The organism is Micromonospora sp. CNZ296 (assembly GCF_007827635.1).
Genome location: NZ_VISW01000024.1, coordinates 12,063 through 34,864 on the forward strand (window position 1 = coordinate 12,063; position 22,802 = coordinate 34,864).

Annotated in this window: 26 protein-coding genes; 23 read left to right on the forward strand and 3 right to left on the reverse strand. The window is 70.9% G+C overall.

The window, feature by feature from the left end; all coding sequences use genetic code 11:
* The first annotated feature begins 848 nt into the window (after nt 1–848).
* From FB455_RS29315 to FB455_RS29370, 12 genes are all read left to right on the forward strand, one after another.
* Nucleotides 849–1,226 carry a hypothetical protein gene (locus tag FB455_RS29315; protein WP_222433946.1) on the forward strand — a complete coding sequence of 126 codons (378 nt, stop codon included), beginning with the start codon at nt 849–851 and terminating at the stop codon, nt 1,224–1,226.
* On the forward strand, nt 1,223–1,744 hold the full coding sequence (locus FB455_RS29320) for a structural protein (RefSeq protein ID WP_145755443.1): 522 nt from the start codon (nt 1,223–1,225) through the stop codon (nt 1,742–1,744). The genes FB455_RS29315 and FB455_RS29320 overlap by 4 nt, the downstream gene beginning before the upstream one ends.
* Nucleotides 1,745–1,813: 69 nt before the next feature.
* Nucleotides 1,814–2,032: a DUF7210 family protein gene (locus tag FB455_RS29325; protein WP_145755444.1), complete on the forward strand. Its 219-nt coding sequence runs from the start codon at nt 1,814–1,816 to the stop codon at nt 2,030–2,032.
* Nucleotides 2,029–2,469: a hypothetical protein gene (locus FB455_RS29330; protein ID WP_145755445.1), complete on the forward strand. Its 441-nt coding sequence runs from the start codon at nt 2,029–2,031 to the stop codon at nt 2,467–2,469. The genes FB455_RS29325 and FB455_RS29330 overlap by 4 nt, the downstream gene beginning before the upstream one ends.
* Nucleotides 2,470–2,543: 74 nt before the next feature.
* A complete protein-coding gene (locus tag FB455_RS29335) occupies nt 2,544–3,113 on the forward strand; it encodes a phage tail tube protein (RefSeq protein ID WP_145755446.1) in 570 nt (189 codons plus the stop codon).
* Between the two features lie 38 nt (nt 3,114–3,151).
* Nucleotides 3,152–3,673 (forward strand): hypothetical protein, encoded by a 522-nt coding sequence (locus FB455_RS29340; RefSeq protein WP_145755447.1) that lies wholly within the window; start codon nt 3,152–3,154, stop codon nt 3,671–3,673.
* A gap of 345 nt (nt 3,674–4,018) precedes the next feature.
* Entirely contained in the window at nt 4,019–7,255 is a 3,237-nt protein-coding gene (locus FB455_RS29345; protein WP_145755448.1) for a hypothetical protein, read from the forward strand.
* 61 nt (nt 7,256–7,316) lie between these two features.
* Nucleotides 7,317–8,138, forward strand: a complete 822-nt coding sequence (locus tag FB455_RS29350; protein WP_145755449.1) for a hypothetical protein — start codon at nt 7,317–7,319, stop codon at nt 8,136–8,138.
* A 70-nt stretch (nt 8,139–8,208) separates the two neighbouring features.
* Nucleotides 8,209–8,649 (forward strand): HNH endonuclease, encoded by a 441-nt coding sequence (locus FB455_RS34595; RefSeq protein ID WP_222434156.1) that lies wholly within the window; start codon nt 8,209–8,211, stop codon nt 8,647–8,649.
* Nucleotides 8,650–8,737: 88 nt separating this feature from the next.
* Nucleotides 8,738–9,634 (forward strand): hypothetical protein, encoded by an 897-nt coding sequence (locus FB455_RS29360; RefSeq protein ID WP_145755450.1) that lies wholly within the window; start codon nt 8,738–8,740, stop codon nt 9,632–9,634.
* Nucleotides 9,631–11,046 carry a hypothetical protein gene (locus FB455_RS29365; RefSeq protein ID WP_145755451.1) on the forward strand — a complete coding sequence of 472 codons (1,416 nt, stop codon included), beginning with the start codon at nt 9,631–9,633 and terminating at the stop codon, nt 11,044–11,046. The genes FB455_RS29360 and FB455_RS29365 overlap by 4 nt, the downstream gene beginning before the upstream one ends.
* Entirely contained in the window at nt 11,043–13,025 is a 1,983-nt protein-coding gene (locus FB455_RS29370; RefSeq protein WP_186466458.1) for a hypothetical protein, read from the forward strand. The genes FB455_RS29365 and FB455_RS29370 overlap by 4 nt, the downstream gene beginning before the upstream one ends.
* Here the strand turns inward: FB455_RS29370 and FB455_RS29375 are convergent.
* Complete coding sequence (locus FB455_RS29375) at nt 13,022–13,438, reverse strand: hypothetical protein (protein WP_145755453.1); 417 nt, start codon at nt 13,436–13,438, stop codon at nt 13,022–13,024. The genes FB455_RS29370 and FB455_RS29375 overlap by 4 nt on opposite strands.
* A 108-nt stretch (nt 13,439–13,546) precedes the next feature.
* On the opposite strand from FB455_RS29375, the gene FB455_RS29380 reads away from it, so the two are divergent.
* Genes FB455_RS29380 through FB455_RS29390 form a run of 3 tightly spaced genes read left to right on the forward strand, consistent with a single transcriptional unit; the run spans nt 13,547 to nt 14,834 of the window.
* The gene (locus FB455_RS29380) at nt 13,547–13,873 is read left to right on the forward strand and encodes a hypothetical protein (RefSeq protein WP_145755454.1); all 327 of its coding nucleotides are present in this window, start codon (nt 13,547–13,549) and stop codon (nt 13,871–13,873) included.
* Nucleotides 13,870–14,463, forward strand: a complete 594-nt coding sequence (locus tag FB455_RS29385; RefSeq protein WP_145755455.1) for a collagen-like protein — start codon at nt 13,870–13,872, stop codon at nt 14,461–14,463. The genes FB455_RS29380 and FB455_RS29385 overlap by 4 nt, the downstream gene beginning before the upstream one ends.
* 44 nt (nt 14,464–14,507) lie before the next feature.
* A complete protein-coding gene (locus FB455_RS29390; protein WP_145755456.1) occupies nt 14,508–14,834 on the forward strand; it encodes a hypothetical protein in 327 nt (108 codons plus the stop codon).
* Here the strand turns inward: FB455_RS29390 and FB455_RS29395 are convergent.
* Complete coding sequence (locus tag FB455_RS29395; protein WP_145755457.1) at nt 14,816–15,304, reverse strand: hypothetical protein; 489 nt, start codon at nt 15,302–15,304, stop codon at nt 14,816–14,818. The genes FB455_RS29390 and FB455_RS29395 overlap by 19 nt on opposite strands.
* 448 nt (nt 15,305–15,752) lie before the next feature.
* Here FB455_RS29395 and FB455_RS29400 point away from each other — a divergent pair, with 448 nt between their 5' ends.
* Entirely contained in the window at nt 15,753–16,676 is a 924-nt protein-coding gene (locus FB455_RS29400; protein ID WP_186466459.1) for a lambda-exonuclease family protein, read from the forward strand.
* Nucleotides 16,673–17,641 carry a recombinase RecT gene (locus tag FB455_RS29405; RefSeq protein WP_145755459.1) on the forward strand — a complete coding sequence of 323 codons (969 nt, stop codon included), beginning with the start codon at nt 16,673–16,675 and terminating at the stop codon, nt 17,639–17,641. The genes FB455_RS29400 and FB455_RS29405 overlap by 4 nt, the downstream gene beginning before the upstream one ends.
* Here FB455_RS29405 and FB455_RS29410 read toward each other — a convergent pair.
* The gene (locus tag FB455_RS29410) at nt 17,638–18,039 is read right to left on the reverse strand and encodes a hypothetical protein (protein WP_145755460.1); all 402 of its coding nucleotides are present in this window, start codon (nt 18,037–18,039) and stop codon (nt 17,638–17,640) included. The genes FB455_RS29405 and FB455_RS29410 overlap by 4 nt on opposite strands.
* 363 nt (nt 18,040–18,402) lie before the next feature.
* Here FB455_RS29410 and FB455_RS29415 point away from each other — a divergent pair, with 363 nt between their 5' ends.
* The 6 genes from FB455_RS29415 to FB455_RS29440 all read left to right on the forward strand — a co-directional run bounded on the left by FB455_RS29415 (nt 18,403) and on the right by FB455_RS29440 (nt 22,769).
* The gene (locus FB455_RS29415) at nt 18,403–18,894 is read left to right on the forward strand and encodes a WhiB family transcriptional regulator (RefSeq protein WP_486481611.1); all 492 of its coding nucleotides are present in this window, start codon (nt 18,403–18,405) and stop codon (nt 18,892–18,894) included.
* Between the two features lie 88 nt (nt 18,895–18,982).
* Nucleotides 18,983–19,204 (forward strand): hypothetical protein, encoded by a 222-nt coding sequence (locus FB455_RS29420; RefSeq protein ID WP_145755461.1) that lies wholly within the window; start codon nt 18,983–18,985, stop codon nt 19,202–19,204.
* Between the two features lie 327 nt (nt 19,205–19,531).
* Complete coding sequence (locus tag FB455_RS29425) at nt 19,532–20,587, forward strand: hypothetical protein (protein WP_145755462.1); 1,056 nt, start codon at nt 19,532–19,534, stop codon at nt 20,585–20,587.
* Nucleotides 20,584–21,480 carry a P-loop NTPase family protein gene (locus FB455_RS29430; RefSeq protein ID WP_145755463.1) on the forward strand — a complete coding sequence of 299 codons (897 nt, stop codon included), beginning with the start codon at nt 20,584–20,586 and terminating at the stop codon, nt 21,478–21,480. Before FB455_RS29425 ends, FB455_RS29430 begins: the two co-directional genes overlap by 4 nt.
* Complete coding sequence (locus tag FB455_RS29435; RefSeq protein WP_145755464.1) at nt 21,477–21,731, forward strand: hypothetical protein; 255 nt, start codon at nt 21,477–21,479, stop codon at nt 21,729–21,731. The genes FB455_RS29430 and FB455_RS29435 overlap by 4 nt, the downstream gene beginning before the upstream one ends.
* A 27-nt stretch (nt 21,732–21,758) precedes the next feature.
* Entirely contained in the window at nt 21,759–22,769 is a 1,011-nt protein-coding gene (locus tag FB455_RS29440; protein WP_145755465.1) for a helix-turn-helix domain-containing protein, read from the forward strand.
* The last annotated feature ends 33 nt before the right edge of the window (nt 22,770–22,802 follow it).

Sequence of the window (22,802 nt, forward strand, 5' to 3'; positions counted from 1 at the left end):
GACCGTTTTCCCTGCTCAGGCGACTAAGACCCCAGCCGTTGGGTCGGGAATTTGGACTGCCCCCGGGGGTTCCGTGAACCGACACCCTGTGCCAAACTTCGCTCCTGTCAGGCTCCGCAAAACTCCGGAGTAACCTGCCGGGGTAAAACCGAGCCGTAACATGGCCCGTAAATAGGAACAAGCGGACCCGGTTCCACTGGGTGGCACCCCAGCGGGGATCCGCTTGCCCGCACTGCACGGAACCGTGACCCTGCCGTTTAGGTGGGGTCACACCCGTTTCGGGCTTCGGTGACCGTCACGGTCACATCAGCCCGGCGTCGCGAGCGACCTGGTGCGCCGCTCCGACGATCACGGCGAGCCTCGCGAGGAGGTTCGCCGCTCGCTCGGCGTTCCGCCACCGATCGGTGGCCTTCCGCCGAGCTGTGTTGCAGTGCCGGCAGCATCGCCGGCGGTTGGGTGTTCCCACCACAGTCCTCTCCGTCGTACTCCTGGTGGTTCGGGAGCGTCCTTGCCCCCCGGGGGACAGCAAGGCGAGACGGATCAGCGTGGTGCGACCCATAGCGTAGACCGTGACGCAGACCAAAGGTCCGCCGCTGTGGATCGGGGTACACCCTATGCCGCGTATGGTCATCCTCCGCAACCTTGCACGCGTAGTGTTCGGACCACGGAGGGTCACCAACCGGGTACCTAAGTGGATATATGCGGAGCAAAGTGGTTCGTTGAGCACGGAAAGTGCCAGAAAAGTCAGCCTTTCGCGTCGAACGGCTGTGCGAACAAGATGACATGCAGCGGTAAAAAGTCGCTTTTGGAGCCCCCCTCCAGGACGCAACTCCACCTCTCCCGGCACCATGCAGGCGGAGGTGGTGACTGTGGCGGTGCTGCTCGCGGACGGCTTGTACCTGCTCCTCCAGGAAGTCCACCCGCAACCTCGCGACGCGCACGGCACCCCCATGCCCGGACCGCCACCGACACCGGTCGGCCCGGCCGACGGGGCGGCGACGCGACAGGTCGACGGATCCTGGTCGCTGCGCCTCGACCCGGCACTCTGGCCGGTCGCGGCCGGGGACGTCATCACCCGGGTCGCCGACGATCGGCGGTGGGTGGTGACCGGCACTCCTCTGCGCCATCAGGTCGCCGGGCACTCGGACGTGGATTACGTGGCGGTGACCGCGGTGCAGGACCCGCCGGACGTCGACCGGGGCTACCCGGTGAGGAGCGTGACGTGACCCGGTACCGGCCCCGTCCGGGCCTGGAGGCGGCGATCGCGCGCCTGATCGCGCCCCGCGTGCAGCGCATCACCGATGACGTGGCCGACGCGGCGCAGCGCAACGCCCCGCCGACGAAGACGTGGGTGTCCAAGGGCGACGCGGTGGTCCGGCCCGAGCACCGGGAGGCCCACGGCCAGGAGCAGCCCGACAACCTGCGGTTCGTGCTCCAGTCCCCGGAGTACGACCAGCACCACTACGGCGCCGGTCCGCACCAGCAGCTGCGGGAGCCCCGCGACCGGGAGGGCACGCCGGGGCTGACGGAGAACTGCCGCTGCCAGGCGGTGAAGGACCCGGACGGCATCGCCCGGAACATCCACGCCCACCCGGTCCGGGTGGCCGGGTCGCGGGTGGAGGGAACGGTCACCTGCCACGGCCACCGGGTGGTGGAGTCGGAGTTCGGCACCGACAAGGACGAGGCAGCCCGCTTCATGGGCCGGGCCGTGTCCGAGGTGGCTCGCCGGCTGCGCGCCAAGTAGACGGGCGGTCCGGGACGCTACCGGCTCTGGCCGCCTATCGTGCGGGCCGTCGAGCACCTGGAGGCAGCGATGGCACGCAGCAACCCGGCACCAGCCGAGGAGACCCCGACCGAGACGCAGCAGGCCGCCGAAACGGGCGTCAAGGTGGTCCTGTCGCACTTCCACGACTACGACGGCAAGAGCTACAAGCCGGGCGACAAGTTGACCGTGCCGGTCGACGTGGCGCAGTCGTGGGTCTGGGCGGGGTACGCCCGCCTGGAAGAGCCGGACAGCGACACGCGGCCGTGACCGAGCCGGTGGTCGACGTCGACCCGGTGGCCATCGCGCTCGCCGAGCTGACCTCGGCCACCGAGATGCTTGCCGAGTACGGCTCCGGCGGCGCCGAACATGTGTCCGGGCTGAACGAGGGTCCGTATCCGCATCTTCAGGTCCGACCCTCCCCTGGCGGTGACGACGGCCGGCTGGTGTGGACGGTGACCGGCGAGGTCGTGTTGCTGACCTGGGCGGGCCCCGACGGGCGGCCCGGGTCGGCGGCGCTGCGCCGGCTGCTGTACCTGGCGGTGCACCACCTGGTGCGGGCGGCGGACCGGCCGCACGTGCCGGGCCGTCCGGTGGTCACGGACGCTTACACGGTGGGTTCCGGCCGCCTCCAGCCTGACCCGGCGACGGGGCAGCTGTGCTGGGCTCACACCGTCCGGATCGTCGCTCACCCGGACAACGCCTGACCGGCCTGGGACGTTAACTGTCGCCCGGCCCTAGCGTGCGGTCGTCCTGATCGACCAGCACCGCGAGGCGTGAGATGACGCAGCCCAACCAGCTTGTCCAGGCCAAGACCATCGCCCTCTACCTCGGTGTGGTCGGCTCCACCCTGCCGGCGGACCTGTCCGCGCCCGGGAGCGGGTTCTTCAACGTCGGCCTGACCAACCCGGAGTCGTGCCGGTTCCGGGTGTCGCCGGAGTTCGAGCGGGTGTTCGCGCACCAGTCGAACTACCCGGTGAAGATCCTCCAGACCTCGGACGCGGCCGGCATGGACGTCGACCTGCTCCAGTGGAACGGCGCGAACTTCAAGGCCGTGTATGGCGGCGGCAACATCACCGCCATCGAGGGGTCGCCGAACCTCTACAAGTTCGTGCCGCCGAGCTTCGGTAACCGGGACGAGCTGGCCGCGATCCTCGACGTCATGGACGGGGCCAAGAAGTACCGGTTCATCGCCGCCCGGGTGTTCAACGAGTCCGAGGTGGAGCTGGAGCTGAACAAGAACCCCGAGGCGAAGCTGCCGCTCCGCCTGTCGATCTTGGGCGGTGACTCCACGGACGCCTGGTACATGGTCACCAACGACGCGGCGTTCGACCCGGAGCCCACCCCCTGACCTGCGATCCCTTCCCTACCGAGAGAGGCGGCCCCCCTGTGGCCCGTGTGATCGACCTCGACGTCAACGCCCCGGCCCGCGAGGGGGCCGGGGAGCCGATCGTCGTCTTGCTCAACCGGCGGGAGTGGACGCTGCCGCCGGAGTTCCCGGCCAGCGTGCTGGACCCGCTGTTCGAGGGCGAGCTGGACGACCTGCTCGCCCTGCTCATCGAACTCATCGGCGACGGCGACACCGAGAAGGTCGACTTCGACCCGATGAAGCTGCTGCCGATCCTGGCCCGCAACCCTGCCCTGCTGTCGACCACCCTCCGGGCCATCCGGCGGGCGTTCTCCGAACTGCTCGGCGAAGAGCAGTGGGCGCAGTGGCTCGCCGGCCGGCCCGGCCTCGGTGACTACTTCCGGCTCGGCCGCGCCGCGTTCGGCGAGTACGGGGTGAGCCTGGGGGAAGCGTTGGGCTTGTCGCCCTCTGCCGACACCGGTGGGACGACCTCGAAGCCGACCTCGAAGCCCGCGGGTACGACGCGCGGCGGATCTGGCTCCCGGCGTGGCACCCGGAGCTGATCGGCGTACGCCGCGTCCGGGCGCTGATCCGCAGCCTGCCCCCGGACGCGGCGCTCCGCCGACGGCCCGGCGAAGCGCCGTGGAACGAGGGCAACGAGCTGCTCGCGCTGCTGCTGGAGGAGCTGTCGGTGCTGTCATCGGACCACCGGCGCAAGGAACCGCTCCGCATTCCCCGACCAGGTAAGAAATCCACGCCTCCCCCCGGCTCGGTCGGTATCGCGCAGATGGCCAAGGCAATGGCCGCTGCCGGCAGAGTGAGGGTGGTCAGGGACGGTGACGCAGCCGGGGCGGGGTGAAGACGCCGGCCAGCTCGACCTCTCGGTCGTAGCGGACCTACGCGGGTTCGTGACGGACCTTCGCCGCCGTGTCAACGCCGCGGCGGCGAAGGTCACGGCCAAGGTGCAGGTCAAGGTCAAGACGACTGGTCTGCGGACCGAGCTGCGGACGGCGGTCAAGGAGGCCGCCGAGAAGAGCAAGGTCACCGCGAAGATCGGCGTGCGGATCCCCGTCGCGGACTTCCGGCGCGCCGTCAAGGAAACCGCCGAGAAGGCCAAGGCCCTCGCGAAGATCGGCGTGCGGATCCCGGCCACCGAGCTGCGCCGGGCGGTCAAGGAAGCCGGCGACAAGGCCGCCGCGAAGGTCCGGGTCGACGCCGACACCAAGCCGGCCCGCCGCGCGATCGAAGGGCTGAAGCACCAGCGGGTCCAGCTCAACGTCGACACCCGTAGCTTCCAGGCCGGGCTGAAGAAGGCCGCAGCCAGCGCGCTGTCGTTCGGGGTGACCATCGCCAAGGGCGTCGGTCTGGCCGTGATCGCGGCAGGTGCGGCGTCGGCCGCCACGAACCTCCTCGGGTTCGCCGCAGCGGCGGGGACCGCCGCACAGTCGGCGGGGCTGCTGCCCGCCATCATCGGCGCGAGCGTCGGCATCCTCGCCACCTTCAAGCTGGCCTTGTCGGGCGTCAGCGATGCCATCTCGGAGACGTTCTCCGCCTACTCGAAGCTCGCTGCCGGCGGGAAACTGACCGCCGCTGAGCAGGAGAAACTGAACGAGGCGCTGGCGAAGCTGTCGCCGAACGCCCGCTCATTCGTGCAAGAGCTGGCCCGGATAGCGCCAGCTCTCAACGGCCTGCGCCTCGACGTGCAGGAGAAGTTCTTCCGCGGCCTCAACGGCGCGGTGCGGGATCTGGCCGACCGGTACCTGCCGTCCCTGAAGACCGGCCTCGGCGACATCGCCACGAACATCAACGGCGGGCTCCTTCAGTCGCTCACCTGGCTGGACAACGCCGCGTCGTCGTCGGCTCTGGCGGGCCTGCTCGCCAACACTGGGCAGGCGGCGTGGGATCTGTTCGCCGCGCTTGGTCCGATCGGGCAGGCGCTGCTTCAGATCGGCCAGGTTGGCAGCGCGTTCCTGCCCGGTCTCACGTCGGGGCTGGCCGAGTGGGCGACCACGTTCGCCGACAAGATCAGCGCGGCGGCGTCCGACGGCCGGCTGCACCAATGGATCTCCGACGGTCTGTCGATGCTCGGCGACCTGGCCCAGATGGGTCAGGACGTCATCGGGATCCTGCGCGGGGTGTTCGCCGCCGCGAACGAGGCCACCGGCGGCGGCGCGTTCACGCTCGTCAAGCAGGCCCTCGACACCCTGAACAAGGCGGCCAACAGCGCCGAGGGCCAGCAGGCCCTGATCGCCGTGTTCACCGCCCTGTCGCAGGTCGGATCGGCCCTGGCGCCGGTGCTCACTGCCGTAGTCGGTGGGCTCGGCCCCCTCGCCAAGATCGTCGGTGATCTGGCGGTCGCGCTGTCGCCTGGACTGACCGTGCTGGTCAACGCCCTCGCCGAGGGTCTGCGGCTGCTCGCGCCAGCCGCCGCGCCGGTCGGACGTGCGCTGTCGGACGTGGCCAAGGCCGTCGCGCCGCTGCTGCCACTGATCGGCGCGCAGCTGGCCAACGTCCTCACGATCGTCGCCGGTGCCCTGTCCGTCGTGGCCCGCCAGGCCGGGCCGCTGCTCGGCGTCTGGGCGCGGATGGGCGTCCAACTCGCCACGACCCTCCTGCCGGTCTTCCAGCAGCTCGTCGCCGGCGGCTTGGGCCCGGCCACGACCGCCGGCCTGGCGATCGCCAAGGCATTCATGCCGCTGGTCCCGGTGATCGTTCAGCTCGCCCAGGTCATCGCGTCTCAGCTACTGGAGCACCTGCCGGAGCTTCAGGCGCTGCTCACCGGGCAGCTGGTTCCCGCCGTCATCAAGATCGCCAAGGCGTTGTCCGGGGCGCTGCTGGAGGCGCTGCTGGCGCTCGCCCCGCAGCTTCCCGAACTGGTCGACGCGGGCCTCCAGCTGGCCCTGGCGATGACGCAGCTGCTCGTCGCCGCGATCCCGCTGGTGCCGTACCTGGTGCAGATGGGCTTGATCGCGGTCAAGCTCGCGGTCTGGGTGTTCCAGCTCTCCAAGCCGATCTCGATGCTGGCCGGCTGGCTCACCACCGCGCTGAACGCCAGCCAGGCGTTCGGGCGGATGCTGCTGGGGGCTGCGGTCGCCGTCGGGCGGTTCTTCGCCGACGCCTGGGGTGTGATCAAGGGCGTCGGCGCGTCCATCGGACAGTTCTTCACCGTCACCCTGCCCGGCTGGTTCTCCAGCGTGGTGACCTGGTTCCAGGAGCTGCCGGGCAAGATCCTCTCGTTCCTGGCTGCCTTGCCCGGCCAGCTCGCCTCGTTCTTCATGTTCCTGCTCACCCAGGCGGCCTACTGGGTGGGCTTCGGCATCGGGTCGATCATCAAGTTCTTCATCGACCTGCCGGGCCGGGTGATGGCTGCCGCGACCGCGCTGGGCGTGCTCGTCGGCAACGCGGTGTCCGCCGTGATCACCTGGTTCCAGCTGCTGCCGGGCCGGGTAGCCGCGATCGTCACAGACCTGTGGGCGCGCGCCCGGGCGCTGTTCTCCGCCGGAGTCGCCGCGGTGATCGCGTTCGCGTTGCAGCTGCCGGGCCGGCTGTCGGGCGCGGCGTCGGACGCGAAGTCGCGGGTGACGGGCGCATTCTCGGCGATGTGGTCGGCCGTGAAGACCGCCGTGTCCAACGGGGTGTCGAACACGGTCTCCACCGTCAAGGGCATCCCGGGCAAGCTCGGCGACCTCGGTTCCATGCTGGTCGGCGCCGGGAAGGATCTGGTCCGGGGCCTGATCAACGGCGTGAAGTCGATGGCCGGCGCCGCCGTCGGCGCGGTCAAGGACGTGATCAACTCCGGGATCCGCGGCGCGAAGGACGCCCTCGGCATCAAGAGTCCGTCCCGCGTGTTCATGGGGATCGCCCGCCAGCTGGTGGCCGGCTACACGGTGGGCCTCGACAAGAACGCCCCCACTGCGGTGAAGGCCGCCGAGCGGCTCGCCGCGGCCGTCACCGGCGGGGCGAGCGCCGGCAACCCGGTCGCGCCGATGGCCGGCGTCCCGGTCGGCGACGGTGTGGTGGGCGCGTCGCCGCTGATCGGGCAGGTCACGTTCCAGGGCAGCGAGGGCAGCTTCAACGACCAGCTGGACGAGCTGATGTTCCGGCTGCGGGTGATCCGGAGAGGTGGAGTCGTTGCAGGCACCTGACGAATGGACCCTGACCTACCCGGGCCGGTCGCTGACGTGGGGGCCACGCGCTTCCGGGGTCATGCTCGCCACGGAGCCGCAGATCGGGGCGGTGGAACTGCTCACCGACGACGCGCCCCGGCCGCGCGGCGACGGCCGGCTCTTCGGCCAGGACTTCCGGGGCGGGCAGACGATCACCTTCGAGTTGCTCGTGCTGGGCGACAGCGAGCTGGCGGTCCGGCAGCGGCAGACGGATTTGGCGTTGGCGTGGCGGGCCGACGCGGTGCGCTCCGTGCCGGGCATGGTCGCCGAGCTGTCCACGGTGATCGCCGGGCGGCCCCGGGTAGCGTACGGGCGGCCCCGCCGCTTCGCGCCCGCCGCGAAGCAGCCACGGCAGGGCGTGATTCCCGTGGTGTGTGACTTCGCCGCCGTGGACGACTGCTGGTACGACCCGGTGCTCGAGCAGGAAACGGTGTCGCTGGTGCCGCCGCCGTCCGGGGGCTTGGTGTCGCCGCTGATCACCCCGCTGACGACCGTGCCGACGGGCGCCGCGCCGGGCGGCATCGTGGTGGGCGGCGAGTTGCCGGCGTGGCCGGTCATTACGCTGCGGGCCGTGTCGGCGCCGCTGACCAACCCGGTCGTGCAGGTCACGGGCTTGTGGACGATGGCCCTGAACGTGACGATCCTGGCCAGCCAGCACCTGACGATCGACACCCGGCCGTGGCGGCGCAGCGTGCTGCGCGGTGACGGGGCGTCGTTCGCTGGGGCGCTGACCCGCACCGGGGTTCGCCTGGCCGACGCGGCTGTGCCGCCCGGCACGTACGAGGTGGTGATGCGCGGGCAGGACGTTAGCGGCACCGCTCAGATGCAATTCGCCTGGCAAAAGACGTACGGCGGGCTGTAGGAGGCACAGTGGGCTGGGACTCTCAACCCACAGAACTATGCTCGTCGGTGCCGTGGGTTATGATCAAGTCATGCCACCAAGCACTGGTAAGGGCTGCGACTTCGACGGCTGCCCCCGGCCGCACTACGGCCTCGGCTATTGCAGGCCGCACTACCGACAGCACCGCAGGGGCGTCAATCTGCACGAGGTTGGCCGCCAGAACAACCCAAACCCCCGAGGTCGCACACAGGCACCTGCTGGTCATCGCCGGTACAAGAGCGGCTACGTCATGGTCGCGCGTGGCGGCGGACTCTGGGACTTCGAGCACCGCGTCGTCATGGAGGCCAAGCTCGGACGCAAGCTCCTGCCGGGTGAGAACGTGCACCACGTCAACGGCATCAAGGACGACAACCGGCCCGAGAACCTTGAGCTGTGGGTCACCGGGCAACCGTACGGCCAGCGCGCTCAGGACCTTCTGGCATGGGCGAAGCAGATCGTGGCGACCTACGAGCCGATCGAGGATCGCCTATGACGTGAGGGTGGGTGGCTGAAACGTGCCGTGGGATGGTGTGCCGTGGATGGTGGGCGGTGGGGCGCAGCACTCCGCTGAGGTAGCCCGGATGCTCGCCTTCGTGGCCTTCCGAGGTAACGAAGGCGTCGTCGGGCCCGACGACCTGAAGGTCAAGGCGTTGACCGTGCCCGGCGCGGGCGTGACCGTCGATCCGGGTGCCTGCTCGATTCTCTGCCGGGCGGCCGGGCAACTGCACCAGGCGTACGCGGGCCGATGTGCCACCCAGGACACGGCGGGCATCGCGGCGACCGGCGCCGGCGCGGGCCGGTCCGACCTGGTGATCGCCCGGGTGGAAGACCCGTGGCTCGCTGGGGAGCCGTGGTCCGACCCGGCCGACCCGGCGGTCGGCCCGTACATCAACACCGTCGTCATCCCCGGCGTCCCGTCGACCACGAGGCGGCTCACCGACCTGGGCCTCGGCTACTCCGGAATCGCGTTGGCGCGCGTCGACATCCCGCCGTCCACGGCCACCATCACCCAGGCGATGATCACGGACCTGCGGCGGATCGCGAACCCGCGCCGCGAGCGGGACCTGCTGGTGAAGTACCCGGGGGGCGACAACAACATCTCCGGCACTGCGTACGGGGTGTGGCCGGCGGCGTCGCAGGTCAGCGTGGAGGTGCCGGCCTGGGCGACCCACGTGCGGGTCAACATCACCTTGCAGGGCATCGAGCACATCCCCGGCGCCACCACCCCGACGGTCGCTGGGCTGAAGACCGTCTACAACGGCAGCGACTACTCGTCGGAGAACGGCATCCTGGTGGAGACGGTCGCCGGCCGCGGCTACTACTCCGTGGCCGGTGAGCACGCGATCCCGGTCGGGCATCGCGGCACCACCCGCACCCTCGCCGCCGCCGGGGTCCGCTCCAGTGGCTCTGGCACCTTCCAGGCGGACTATCAGTCGATCATCACCATCGACTACGAGTTCGTGGAGAAGCCGACGTGACGTGGCGGTACATCGCCCGCCGCGCGGTCACCGGCGAGATCCTCGACTGGGACCTGCCGTTGCACCGCGATGAGCTGACCTGGGGGCTGCGCCGCTCCGGGTCGCTGCGCGGCAGCATCGACCCGGACGTCGGGCAGCTGCGCGCTCCTGATGGGCGGCTGCTGCTGGAGGAATGGGGCACCGAGCTGTTCGCCGAGGCGGACGGGCAGCTGCGCTGGGGCGGCATCATCGTGTCGTCCCGGTTCTCCGGCTCCCAGTGGAGCATCGAGGCTGCTGGTGTGTCCGCCTACCCGCGCGGCATCCCCTACCTCGGCGAATACTCCCGCGTCGGCGTCGACCCGTTGGACGCGGCGCGGGAGATCTGGGCGCACCTTCAGTCCTTTCCCAACGGCGACCTGGGTGTGGTGCTCGACGGCACGAAGAGCCCGGCCCGGCTCGGGAAGCCGGGCGTGGCCGCCTTCGAGGAGGTGTTCCTGGGCGGCAAGTGGGTGCGGAAGGACTCGGTGCCCGCGTCCTCGGTCGAGCCGTCAGCGTCGGCGAAGCTGAAGACCGGCATCGACTCCAACGACAGCAGTCTCACCCTCGCCGCGATGGGCCTGTACGACCAGCTGGCACCCCCGTATCTGATCACGGTGGGCGCGGAGACGATGCGGGTGACCGGCCGGACCGGCACGAAGCTGACCGGCCTGGAACGCGGCTACGGCACCAGTTCGGCGACGTCGCACCGGGAGGGCACCCTCGTCAAGCACGCGGGTACGCAGACCCGCACCGTGGCGGCGCAGCCCGCCGAGCCGTACCTGCTGGCCTGGTGGGACGCGAAGGACTGCGGGGGCGAGTTCGAGCAGCTGGCCAACCAGACGCCGTTCGATTGGGCGGAAGACGTCGCCTGGGGTGCCGGGGACAGCATCGTGCACCGGATTCGGCTCGGCTATCCGCGGCTCGGCCGCCGCCGCGACGACCTGGCGTTCGTGCAGGACGACAACGTGGTGTCCGTGGTGCCGGTGCAGATCGACGGGGACGACTACGCCAACGAGGTGTTCGGGCTCGGCTCGGGCGAGGGCCGGACGCTGGTGCACACCCGCCTACCGATCATCGACGGGCGGCTACGCCGGGTGGCGGTGGTGTCGAACAAGGCGGTCACGTCCGGGTCGCGGCTGGACATGATCTGCCGGGACGAACTGGTCCGCCGGCGTGGCCTGGTCGAGATCACGGAGATCGAGGTCGTCGACCACCCGAACGCGCGGATCGGGTCGTGGCAGGTCGGTGACGACATCCTCGTGCAGGCCCGGGTGCCGTGGCTGGGTGACGTGCCGCTGTGGTCGCGGGTGATCGGCTGGTCCCTGACCGGTGAGCACCGGGCGAAGCTGGCGCTCCAACGCGCCGACAGGTACACGTACGGGAGCACGGCATGACGACGGCGGTCGATCAGGCGATCACGCAGCTCGCGAAGCGGCTCGCCGAGACGGAGGCCCGGCTGGCCGCTGTGGAGCGGGGTTCGCAGCTGGGGCACTCCTCCATCGAGGGCGGGCAGCTGACCGTCTCCGACGCGGACGGCAACCCGGTGCTGGTGATCGGCGACCAGGGCGACGGCACCTACGCGGTGGCCGGCGTCAACGGCGGTGTCGTCGTCGCCGGTGACCTGGACCTGCCAGCCGGCACGATCACCGAGACGGACATCTCCGACGACGCGATCAGCACGCCGAAGCTGACGGCGAACGCGGTCACCGCCGACAAGATCGAAGCCGGGTCGGTCACAGCAGACAAGATCGCCGCGAACGCGGTCACCGCCGGAAAGATCGCCGCCGGCTCGATCAGCACCGACAAGCTCACCGTCGGCAGCCAGGGCGCGATCGCCGCCCGGGTGTACGACGCATGCGGGGACCTGGCCGATTGGGCGGCGGCCGGTGTGGCGGGGACGCTGACCGTGCAGCAGGTGGTGGACTCGGTGACCGGCGGCACGGTGTTCCGGGCCGCCGGAGCGGTCACCGGTCTGGTCCGGACGCCGGTGATCCCGTTCGACCCAACCGCCCTGTACCGCATCAAGATCCGGGTCCGGCAGACCGTCGCTCCGACCGGTGACACCACCGCGTCCAAGGTGTCCGCCGGGTTCGCCGCGGTGATGGCCGACGGCGCGACGTACGTGGACGTCACCGGCACCGCGACGCCCGGGCCGACGAACGCCCACTACGTCGCCGCCGCGAACGCGGTCCTGGTGGCCGGGGCCGGGTGGCAGGAGTTCACCGGTTACCTGCGCGGCACCGCCACCACCGGCACGAGTACGGCCCGCCCGGACCCGAACAACCCGGGCGCCGCCGTCACCGGCACCCGCTACCTGCGGCCGGTGCTGAACCTCAACGCCGTGGCCGGCAACGGCACCGCCGAGGTGGACCTGGTGGCGGTCGACGTCATCCCGGCAGGGGCGATCAGCGCGGTCAGCATCGCCGACGGTGCGATCACCGCGGACAAGCTGTCCGCGAACGCCATCACCGGCAAGGTCATCACCGGCGGCACGTTCTTCACCCGGTCGGCCGCGCCCCGGGTCGAGATGGGCGAGACCGCGTACGAGGGCGGCGCGGTCGCCTCCATCAAGTGGGACCTGCTCGGCCGGGGCTGGGACGAGCCGGTCATCCAGGCCAACCAGATCGGCACCGGCTCCAACCGTCGGTTCACGATCCGAGGCCCGGCCGGCACCCTCGGCGCCGCCGGCACCAGCATGGTCGCGGAGGACACCGACTACGCGTGGCAGATTTCCTGCTGGACCGACCCGATCACCGCGATCTCGGTCTACCGGTTCACGCCGTCCGGCGGGCTGGAGCTGTCCCTGCCCCACTCGGCGGCGTCGAAGGCAATCACGTTCAACGAGGGCTACTCGATCTACGTGGACAACGCCGGCGCGGGCGGGTCGAACAACCGGTGGTGGCTGGACACCCCCGGCAACGGCGAGGTGATCCTCGGTCCACGCGCCGGCAGCGCGTTCATCGGATCCCTGCGGCTGCGGACGAACGCCACTACCACGTCGGCGCCGAACTGCTTCATCGACTCCGCGACCCACAAGATCAGCCGGTCGACGTCCTCCCTGCGGTACAAGCAGGACGTGGAAGACCTGACCTACGACCCGGCGGTGCTGCGGCGGCTGCGCCCGCGCCGGTTCAGGGACCGCGCCGAGGTCGCCGAATTCGGAGACGACGCCCGCTGGTACGCGGGGCTCGTTGCCGAAGAGGTCCACGACCTGGGCCTGTGGGAGCTGGTGTCATACCTCGACGGCGAGCCTGACGCCTTGCAGTACGACCGGTTCTGCGCTGCTCTGCTGCTGCTGATCCGCGACCAGGATCAGCAGCTGGCCGACCTGTCCCGCCAGCTCACCGAGCTGACGCGGCGTACCGCCGGCTAGCCGTCCCACTGGCATGAGGCGACCGACGACGGCCCAGACTGGTCGACCACCTTGCCGTCGATGACGATCGCGCAGTACGCGGCGGTCGCGCGAAGCGGCAGGTCCACACCCGGCTGCGACACCTCGACTCCACCCTCCGGCGCTCGAAGGAACACCTGCACCCCGACTGGACGGCCGCTCAGCTGGATCTCCCGGCCGATGGGCGCTGGGGTGACGGTGCTGCCGTCAGCGCGGTGGATGGCGGCCGCGGCGCTGACGGTGGGCTGCGCAATCAGCAGGACGGTGGTCGGGCGGGCGGTCGCCCGCACCGGTTCGGGAGCGACGGCCACGAGCGCGACGGCGCCGGCGGCCAACACGGCTGCGGTCACGCCGTGCCAGGACCGCCCGGGCCGGGTCGGAGGGTTGGTTGCCACCGGGCGATTATGCGGGGTGCCGGCCCGCCATACGGTCCGTGAGGACGCAAGGGACGGAACGGCCCTACGGTGGCGCGGTCCGGGTTGCGGGGGTAGCGGGGGGATCGGGTGGACACGTCACAGCTGGAGACGCTGATCCCCGGCTTGGGCGCGTTCGGCACCTTCGGCACCGCTGTGATCATCCTCGCCAGGATGATTGGCCACGACCGTGGGCAGCTGGTGGCCGCCGACGAGCGGTACAAGCAAGAGGTGAAGGACCACGCCGAGACGCAGGCGGAGCTGGACCGGGAACGGGATCTGCGGCGCAAGGCGGAGGACTCGGTGGCCGAGCTGGGCCGCAAGGTCGAGGCGCTTACCGAGCAGGTCAGCAAACAGACGAACCAGATCGCCCACCTTGAGCAAGAGGTGGCCAGGCTGAACGGAGCGGCGGCATGAGGCACGGTGAGCAGGCGACGACGCTGCGGCGGTGGCCACGCGGCCGGGCGGTCGCCCTGGCGGCTCTGATCGCGCTGACCGGCGTGATGATGGGCTGGGCGTTGCGAGCCGCGACGGTACGCACGGAGACGGCGGAGCGGCGTGCCACCACGGCGGTGTCGGTGGCGCAGCAACTGTGCGACCAGGTGCGGCAGGCCGGCATGACGTGTGTCGAGGACCCCGAGCAGTTGCGCGGCGATCCGGGGCCGGCGGGTGCCGACGGCAAGGCCGGTCCGAGCGGCCCGCCCGGCCCGCGCGGGTGGCCGGGTGAGCCGGGTCCGTCTGGACCGCCTGGTGAGGACGGCGCGGATGGTGCTGGCCGGAACGGCCCCGCCGGCGTTGCAGGGCCGGTCGGCCCGCCGGGCCCGGCGGGTCCGGCGGGGGCTCGTGGACCGGAAGGCCCGGTGGGCCCGCCGGGTCCATCGGGCCCGTCCGGACCGCCCGGTGAGGACGGGCCGGCCTGCCCAGACGGCTATCACCCGCAGGAGGCGACGGTGCTCACCACCGGCGGCACCCGGCAGGCGACCCTGTGCGCCCGCGACGAGGAGTAGCTGCCACGGGACGCTAACCCCTCGCGGGGCCGATCGTGGCGGGCATGGACACCACTCTCTTCGCTTGGGTGCTCGACACCCCGTCGTGGGCGCTGCTGCTCGGCGTCATCAACCCGCTGCTCGTCTCGATCGTCAACCAGCCGCAGTGGTCGAAGTCGACCCGGCAGGCGGTGGCCATCGCGGTCGCCGTCGCGCTGGGCGTCGTCGGCTGCCTCGCCGACGGTTCGATCAGTGACGGCCAGACCGTGCTCCAGGTGGTCGCCGTCGTGGCGGTCGCGTCGCACGCCGCCTACAAGACCATCTTCTCCAAGGTCGCCCCGGTGGTGGAGGAGAAGACCAGCCGGCGCCAGGACTACGACCTGGCGTCCTGATCGCCGCTGGACTCGCCGCGCGTCCGCTCCTCCCGCAGCAGCTCGATCATGCGGACGGGGTGACGCGCGGCGATCTGTTCGAGGAGGCTGCGGCGTGCGTTCTTGGCGACCGGGCCGGCGCGAAGTGCCTTCAGCTCGTCTGGGTGTTCCTGGCCGAGGCGTTCCAACGCTCGCCGGCGCGGCCCGGCGCCCTCGGGTGGCAGGGCCTGGAGGGCTTCTCGCTCGGCGCGGGCGGCGGTCCGTACTGCTCGCCACTTCGCGCGGGTCTGCTCGGGGGCGCCCTTGCGGTCGTGTTGGTCGGCCATCTTCAGTAGCTCGCCGACGGCGGCGCGGGTACGGCGGCGGAGTACGTCGCCGCGGAACATGGCGATCGTGTCGGGGGTGGGCCGGTCCAGGTGCCGCAGCAGCTCCATGAGGAATCCGCTGTCGTCGGCGGCGGCGATCTCGGCGAGGCGCCTGGGGTCGCTCAACCCGGGCACGTCCTTTCGTCGGCGTTCGCAGGTCCGATCAGCGTAGTTGTGTCGGTGGGGGTGCCGTAGCATGGGTGGTGGATAGGCCAACTGGCGTGGGAAACGCGTCCGTCTGCGGCACCTTTGAGCCCTTCGGGCAACGGGGTCTCCACCGTGACGGCGTGCGAGGTCTGAGCGGTTCGCTCCCGCGATGACGATCTCAGCTCGCGGGGTTGGCCTTCCGTTTTGCAGGGCCGCGCACCAGGTGCGCGGCCCTGCTCCATGTCTGCTACACTTTGGGGTGTCAGGACGTTATGGTCCTGGCCGCGTTCCGCTTGGCCCGTGAGCGACGGGCCGGACGAGGAGACCCCTGACGATGACTGCTGTCATCCCTGATCGTGATGCGGGTGCCGGTCCACCGGCCGATCCCGCGCCTCCTTCCAGACCGTGGTGGGCATCTGGCCCTGCCGTGGAGGTGCTGCCGTACGGCGCGCCGATGCCGGACTGGCACGCCATCCGCTTGACGGGCCTCGGCGGGAGTGATGCTCTCGCGGCGCTGAACCTGTCCCCCTGGTCGACGCCGTACAAGCTGTGGCTGGACAAGTCCGGACGGCTGCCGCCGACACCGGCGAAGGGACGGCTGGCATGGGGGCACCGGCTGGAGCCGGTCGCAGCCGATTGGTTCGCCGAGCTGCACGGCAAGCAGCTCGGGGTGACCGGTACCTGGCGGCACCCGATTCCGCTGTTCGAGGTGGACGGCTTCGCCCGTTACATGCTGTGCAACCCGGACCGGTTCGTCGTCGGCGAGCCGGCCGGGGTTGAGATCAAGACGGTGGACGACCATTCCCCGGACGTGAAGCTGTGGCTGGGTGGCTCCGTGCCGGACTATCCGCAGGCCCAGGCGCAGTGGTGCATGGGAGTGACCGGGGCGCTCGGCTGGTACGTCGTGGCGGTGGTCGACGGCTGCGACGAGCCGGTCGTGGAGTACGTCGCCCGCGACGACGACCTGATCGGTGAGCTGCGCGAGGCCGCCGCCCAGTTCTGCCGCGACCACCTGTGGCCGGACGTGGCACCGCCCGCCGACGCGCGAGCGGCCACATCGGAGGCGCTCGCCGTCGCCGCGCTGGCGAGCATCACCGAGGCCAAGGAAGTCGACCTGGCCGAGCACACCGCGGACCTTCTCGCCCGCCGCCGGGACCTGAAGGCCCGGCGCAAGGCGCTGAAGGTCGAGCTGGACGAGGTGGAGAACGAGATCAAGGCGCAGCTGGTGGAGGCGGGCGCCGAGTACGGACGGATCGGCGGGCGCCGCGCGGTCCGGCTCGCCCGCCGATCCCGCGCCGGTTACACCGTCAACCCCTGTGAGTACGTCGAGTTGCGAGAGGTGAAGAGATGAGCTTGCGAGACCGAGTGAGCGCGGCCCGCGCCGGACAGACCGCCGGACAGCCCGGCCCGGCCGTCGAGGGCACCGTCATGCCCGCACAGCCGGACCAGCGTGCCGTCGTCCAGGTGTCCGGGTACGGCAGTGCCGTCGAGGCGCTGAGGCAGCGTGAGGAGCTGTTCAACCGGGCGGCTCCGGACGGCGGGCCGACCGGCGTGCAGCTGATCACCGATACCGTCACTGCGCTGTCGACGGTCAAGGGGCTGGACGAGTGCGACCCCCGCACGATCGTCGGGGCGGTCATGACCTGCGCGCAGCTGGGCCTTCGAGTCGGCGGGGCGACCGGGCAGGCGTACGTGCTGCCGTTCTGGAACACCGACCGTGGCCGCCGGGAGGCGACGTTCGTGCTCGGCTACAAGGGCCTGGTCAAGCTGGCAATGCAGTCGGGCCTGGTGCGTGGCATCGTCGCCCGGACGGTGTACGAGAAGGAGCTGCCGTCCTTCCGGTTGAGCTGGCACGAGGACCGTGACGAGCTGGTCCACGAGCCGTGGCTGCTGGACGACAAGCCGGGCGCGCCGGTGCTCTACTACGCTCGGGCGCTGCTCAACGGGGGCGGCTACCAGCTGACCCGGCCGGTGCACCGGGCTGCGATGAAGGCGCACCGGGCCCGCTACGTCCGGATCAAGTCGGGCCCCTGGTTCGATGACCGGGGTGTGGCTGGTGACGGCTTCGAGGCGATGGCGCACAAGACGGTCGGGAAGCAGCTGGGTAAGTGGCTGCCGCTGTCGGCGACCGCTCGGCAGGCCATCGCGGCTGACGGCGGGGTGCGGCACAACGACTCGCCGGACGCTCCGGTGGACGAGGTGACCGAGCACGCTGGTGACAGCGAGGCGGACGTCGAGCCCGGCCAGACGGTGGGCAACCCGGATGCGGCGTACGACGAGGCTGGCTGGCCGGCCGGGGCGCAGCCGCGCGGTTAGGCCAGACCGGCTGAGACGGCGTCGGAGGGGGCGTCTGGTCCGCTCACCCGGGCGTACCAGGCGTCCAGCTCCTCGGCGAGGCGGGGCGGGTCGATCGCTGCGGCGCGGGCACGTTGGTTCGCCAGGCGCATCTCGACCTGTTCTACGGGCAGCGCGAGCCAGGCGGCGATCTCCGCAGCGGTCGCCCCTGCCTCGGCCTCGACGGCGATCGCCGCGTCGATGACCCGCTCGGCGCAGAGCCGCAGCCGGCGGGCCGCTTGGAGGTGCTCGCCGAACTCGGCGTGCTGGTCGGCGTACGTCGGGACGAGGCTGGTCGCCAGTTCGGCGGTCAGCTGGAGCGCCTGCGACATGACGAGGCGAGGCCGGGCGCCGTCGCTGATCTGGGGCTGATGTGTCACGGGCCCGCCTTCCGCGGGGCTTGGGTACCAACCGGCTACCCGATCATGATGCGGCTGTGCCGGCTCGCGCATCCCCTTGCGAGTCACGTTGCACCGTTTGTACTGTCACACATACACACCACTCAGTTACTTGACTGGGTGGCCAGCCCTCAACGTCGGGGGCAGACCAGCGGGTGAGCGACCCGCCGCACGAACGGAGACCCCTGTGGTTCTACTTCAACCTCTCCCGGGTCAGGTTCCTGACCCGATCCTGACGGATCTCTCGCTGGCCATCGTAGCCACCAGTCGGCCGATCAGCCCTGGACCTTCCGGTCATCGCCGCACGTCGACTGTCCTGCCGCACAGTGGAGCGGGGGTACAGCGGTGAGGGTCAAGGATCTGCGGCCGTGGATCAGCGCCGGGGTGCTGGTGTGGGCCAACGTGGCCGGCTGGCTGCCCGGCCGCTGGGTCAAGGAAGCGGTGTGCGCCGAGACCGACCCGGAGGCGTTCTTCCCCGAGGGCAAGGGCCAGTCGTGGCGGGCCGCAGCGAAGGTGTGTGACGGCTGCCCGGTCAAGGAGATGTGCCTCAGCTACGCCGTGATCACGGACGAGCGGATCGGCGTCTGGGGCGGGCTCAGCCAGAAGCAGCGGTTCCGTCTCACGTCGATCCGGGTGCCCGGCACGAACGTGGAGGTGCGGCTGCCGGAGCGTAAGCCGGGGCCGGTGTCCGGCCTGGACGGCCAGGTGCTGGAGCTGACCGCTGGCGGTGCGAGCGCGGCGAGCATCGCGCGGGTCGCGGGAGTCAGCGAACGGTCAGTGCAGCGGGCCCGGCGTCGGGCTCGCGAGGCTGGCATGCAGGTCGAAGCGGCGGCGTGACGGGTGAGCCGGCACGCGCCGGCTCCTCGGATCACGACACGCCGACCGGGTGCGTGAATCTGAATCAGCAATGGAGTAGAACCGTGGCATGGCTGGCACCAAACCTGGGCGAGCGCCGAAGGGCGGCAAGCGCCGCCCCGTGCGCTTCCCGGACGAGCACCTCGACCGGTACGAGCGCGAGGCCAAGGAACTCGGCATCGCGTTCTCCGATTACGTCGCCAACCTCGCGGCACGCGCCTCGGGTCTCCCCGAGCCGTACCCGGCAGCAGCGCCCGCGCCGACGCTCCCCTTGGAGCTGGCAGCGGCCTAGAGACGAGAGCACAACCCAAAAAGCCGCAAAGGCCGCCTCCCGGATCCCACACCCAGAAGCGGCCCTCGCAACATCACCGAGGAGCCACATGCGTGACCCCTTGGGTCGTACTCGTGTGCCCATTTTGGCATACGAGTCGCCCACTCGCACACACCTCCGTCCCGCGGTTCGTCACATCGGCGAGGACGTTAACGTCGCGGTGCCGGTAGACACCCCGCTCATGAGTTCCCCCCGGATCCCTGGCGGTGTGGCATGACCTCCGACAACCCGCGCGGTGGCCTGCGCAAGCGTCGCCGCGACCCCTTCGTCCAGGTGCCGTCGAGCACGGTGGACGACTTCACCGTCCCGTTCCGCAGTCTGGGCGTGCTCACCTGGCTCCTGAACAAGCCCGAGGGCTGGGACGTCAACTCCATCCAGATCGCGAACGAGGGCAAGGGCAAGACCCTCCGCGGCCGTGAAGCCGCCCGCGAGGGCAGGGAGGCCGTCCGTACGGCGCTCCGCGAGCTGGCCCTGGCCGGCTACTACCGGCTGGAGAAGCGGCGGATGCTCGACCGCACCTTCGTCATGGGCACGGCTGTGTCGGAGACGCCGGTGGCGTCCTGGGCGGCGCAGGCCGAGTTCTTCGGCGGGAAGGCTGTCCCTCTGGTGGAGCAGCCGGACGGCTCGTTCAAGGTGAAGTACCCCGACGGCACGCTGCTAGACGACGAGTTCCCCCCGCCGCCGCGGCCGGACGCGGACAGCACCGCCGAGGAGGAAGACCCCGGAGACGGGTTTTCGGGCTCCGAGGATTCCGACACCCCCGGGGACGGGTTTCCGGGCTCCGGGAACCCGGGGTCCGGAAACCCGGGGCCCGGAGCGGCAGAGTCCGGAAACCCGGCGCCTATACAAGAGGAGTTACACCAGAGGGGTTACACAGATTCCGATCATCCTGCGGATGATCGGCGCGACGAGCGGTCTGCTGCCGTTCAGCCGACCCTCGACGGCGCCGTGCCGCCGCCCCGGACCCCAGCCGAGCCGAAGCGGCAACCGACAAACCACGACGTCGCTATGGGCATCGCCCGGAAGTGGATCGACCACCGGGCCAACCTCGGCGTGCCCGTCGTCGGCGGCCGGCCCCTGCACCAGCTCGCCTCGCTGATCCGCCCGTTCCTCGATGCCGACTACACCGAGGACGAGATCAAGCGCGCCCTCAACGGCCTCGGCGAGGGCATCCCGTCGAAGGCCCAGATGGAGCGGGCGCTCGTTCGGATCCGTGGACGGGCACCCCGCCCACCGGCCGGTGTGGCCGGTCGGCCCTCCCCCGGCGTCATGCAGGTCAACGACGCCTGGGCTGAGGACGTCCGCCCGGTCGGCGCGGGTGCTGCTGCGGGAGGTGCCTGGTGACCACGCAGGAAGTGACGGGTTCGGTCGGCAAGGCCATCGCCCGGCAGCGCCGCCCCGACACCCAGCAGGCCAGCTGGCTCGCGAAGGGTCTCCTCGGCGCGCTCCCGGAGCACCTACGCGACCAGGTGGGCGCCCTCGCAGCGGAACGTGCCGAGGCCGCGCGGCAGGCCCGCGAGGCGGGTCTCCCGGCCCCCGTAACGGGAACCGACGACGACGTTCCGGCCAGCGAGCTGGTGCTACGCCACCAATCCGCGATGCGGGAACGGGCGTTGCAGGCGTGCCTGCCCGACGACCGGGTGGCCGCCGACGTGGGACTCGCGTCCCTCGACACGGACCAGCACCCGGACGCGATCGCCGCGTGGCTGGCCGACCCGGACGCACGGACGGCGATCTTCGCCGGGAAGACCGGCTCCGGGAAGACCCAGGCCGCATACGCGACGGCCGCCGAAGCCGCCCGGCGCGGCGCCGCGACTCGGCTGCGGTCCGGTGAGGTCGTCACCAAGCAGCTCCTCGTACGGTCCTGGACGATGCACGGCTACCTCGCCGAGCTGCGCCCGGAGGGCTCGAAGCACCCGGTGTGGGAGATCCGCGACCGGGCGCGCACCGCTGAGCTGCTCATCCTCGATGACCTCGGCGCGGAGATGGACATCGAGGCGCGGGAGTTCGTACGGCGGGAGCTGCTGGAGCTGATCGAGTACCGGCTCAACGCGCGGCTCCGCACGATCGTGACCACGAACCTGCGGGCCCGCGACGTTGAGCGCCGCGACGGCACCCGGGTCGCGGGCCTGGAGACCATGCTCGGCGACCGGCTGTTCTCCCGGCTCCAGGACCGGGCCACCGCCTTCACGTTCCTCGGTCCGGACCGCCGCCAGCTGACGGGCCTCGACTGGTGACCGGCGGCGACGCTGAGGCCGAGGTGCGGTTCTGGGCGCAGGTCATCGAGGACGAGCGGAGGACCGTCTACTGCGAGCCCGGCCGGGTGACGGAGGTACGGCAGCTGCTCACCGAGCACGACATGGGCGATCAGTTCGACGTGCACGAGTCGCCGGCGTGTCTGCCCGGCCAGATCCTGATGGTCGACCACAACGCCCTCGACGCGGCGATGCGGCAGAGCAGCCAGCAAGCCCGACGGAGGCTCCGATGATCTTGCCCCAAGACGGTAGCCGGCCGGATGCCGTACAACGTGAGGACGGCCACGGGACCGGGTGAGCGAACCGGTGCCTGGCCGCTGAAACGCGCGGAGGGCGCCAGCAGAAGTGCTGGCGCCCTCCTTGCTGTCCCGCATAAACCCGCATACCCTGCCGGTAGCTCAACCCGAGGAGAACCCGTGTCGGACCCGCTTCGCTCTGCTCTCCGGCTCCGCCTGGGGGCACAGCTGCGCGTGGCCCGACGCACCCGCGGCCTGTCCGGCAAGCAGCTGGCCGAGCGGATCGGTGTCAGCCAGTCCAAGGTCTCGCGGATCGAGAGCGGCGAGCTGTGGCCGCCGATCGCCGACATCACCGCTTGGCTGGACGCCTGCTACGTCGACCAGCCCACGCGGGATCGGGCCCTCGCCCTGGCCGAGGCTATCGAGCACGGCGTCACCACCCTGCGGGACCTCCACCGGGGCTCCCTCGAAGTGCGCCAGCTGGAACTGACCAATCTCGACGGCCGGGCGACCCTCGTGCGCCACTTCCAGCCGCTGGTCGTCCCCGGGCTGTTCCACACCGCCGACTACGCCCGCGCCTGCATCACCGCCGCGAACCTGCACGGCGAGCGGGACGTGACCGCCGCCGTGCAGGCCCGAGTCGAGCGGGTCACCCGCATGCGGGCACCCGGCGCGCCGACCTACCACGCCGTCCTCACCGAAGCGGCACTGCGGTGGCGGCCCGCCGGCGACGTCGACCCCCGCCCCGGCGTGTGGCAAAGCATCCTCGACACCGCCGACGTGGACACCATCACCGTGCAGGTCATCCCCACCGGCACGCCGATGACGGCGCTGCCCACCAGCGGGTTCACGCTCCACTCGTTCCCCGACGACGACCCGCTGGTGATCGTGGAGACCGCCGCCGCCGAGATCACCTTCGCCGGCGATACGGAGACCAGCGACTTCGCCACCGTGTTCGACCGGATGACGGCCGCCGCGCTTCCGCCGGCCGAGTCCCTGACCTTCATCGAGCAGATGGCCACAACCGCCTCGTAGCACCACGCTGCGGGGCGTCGACCGTAGAGGAGA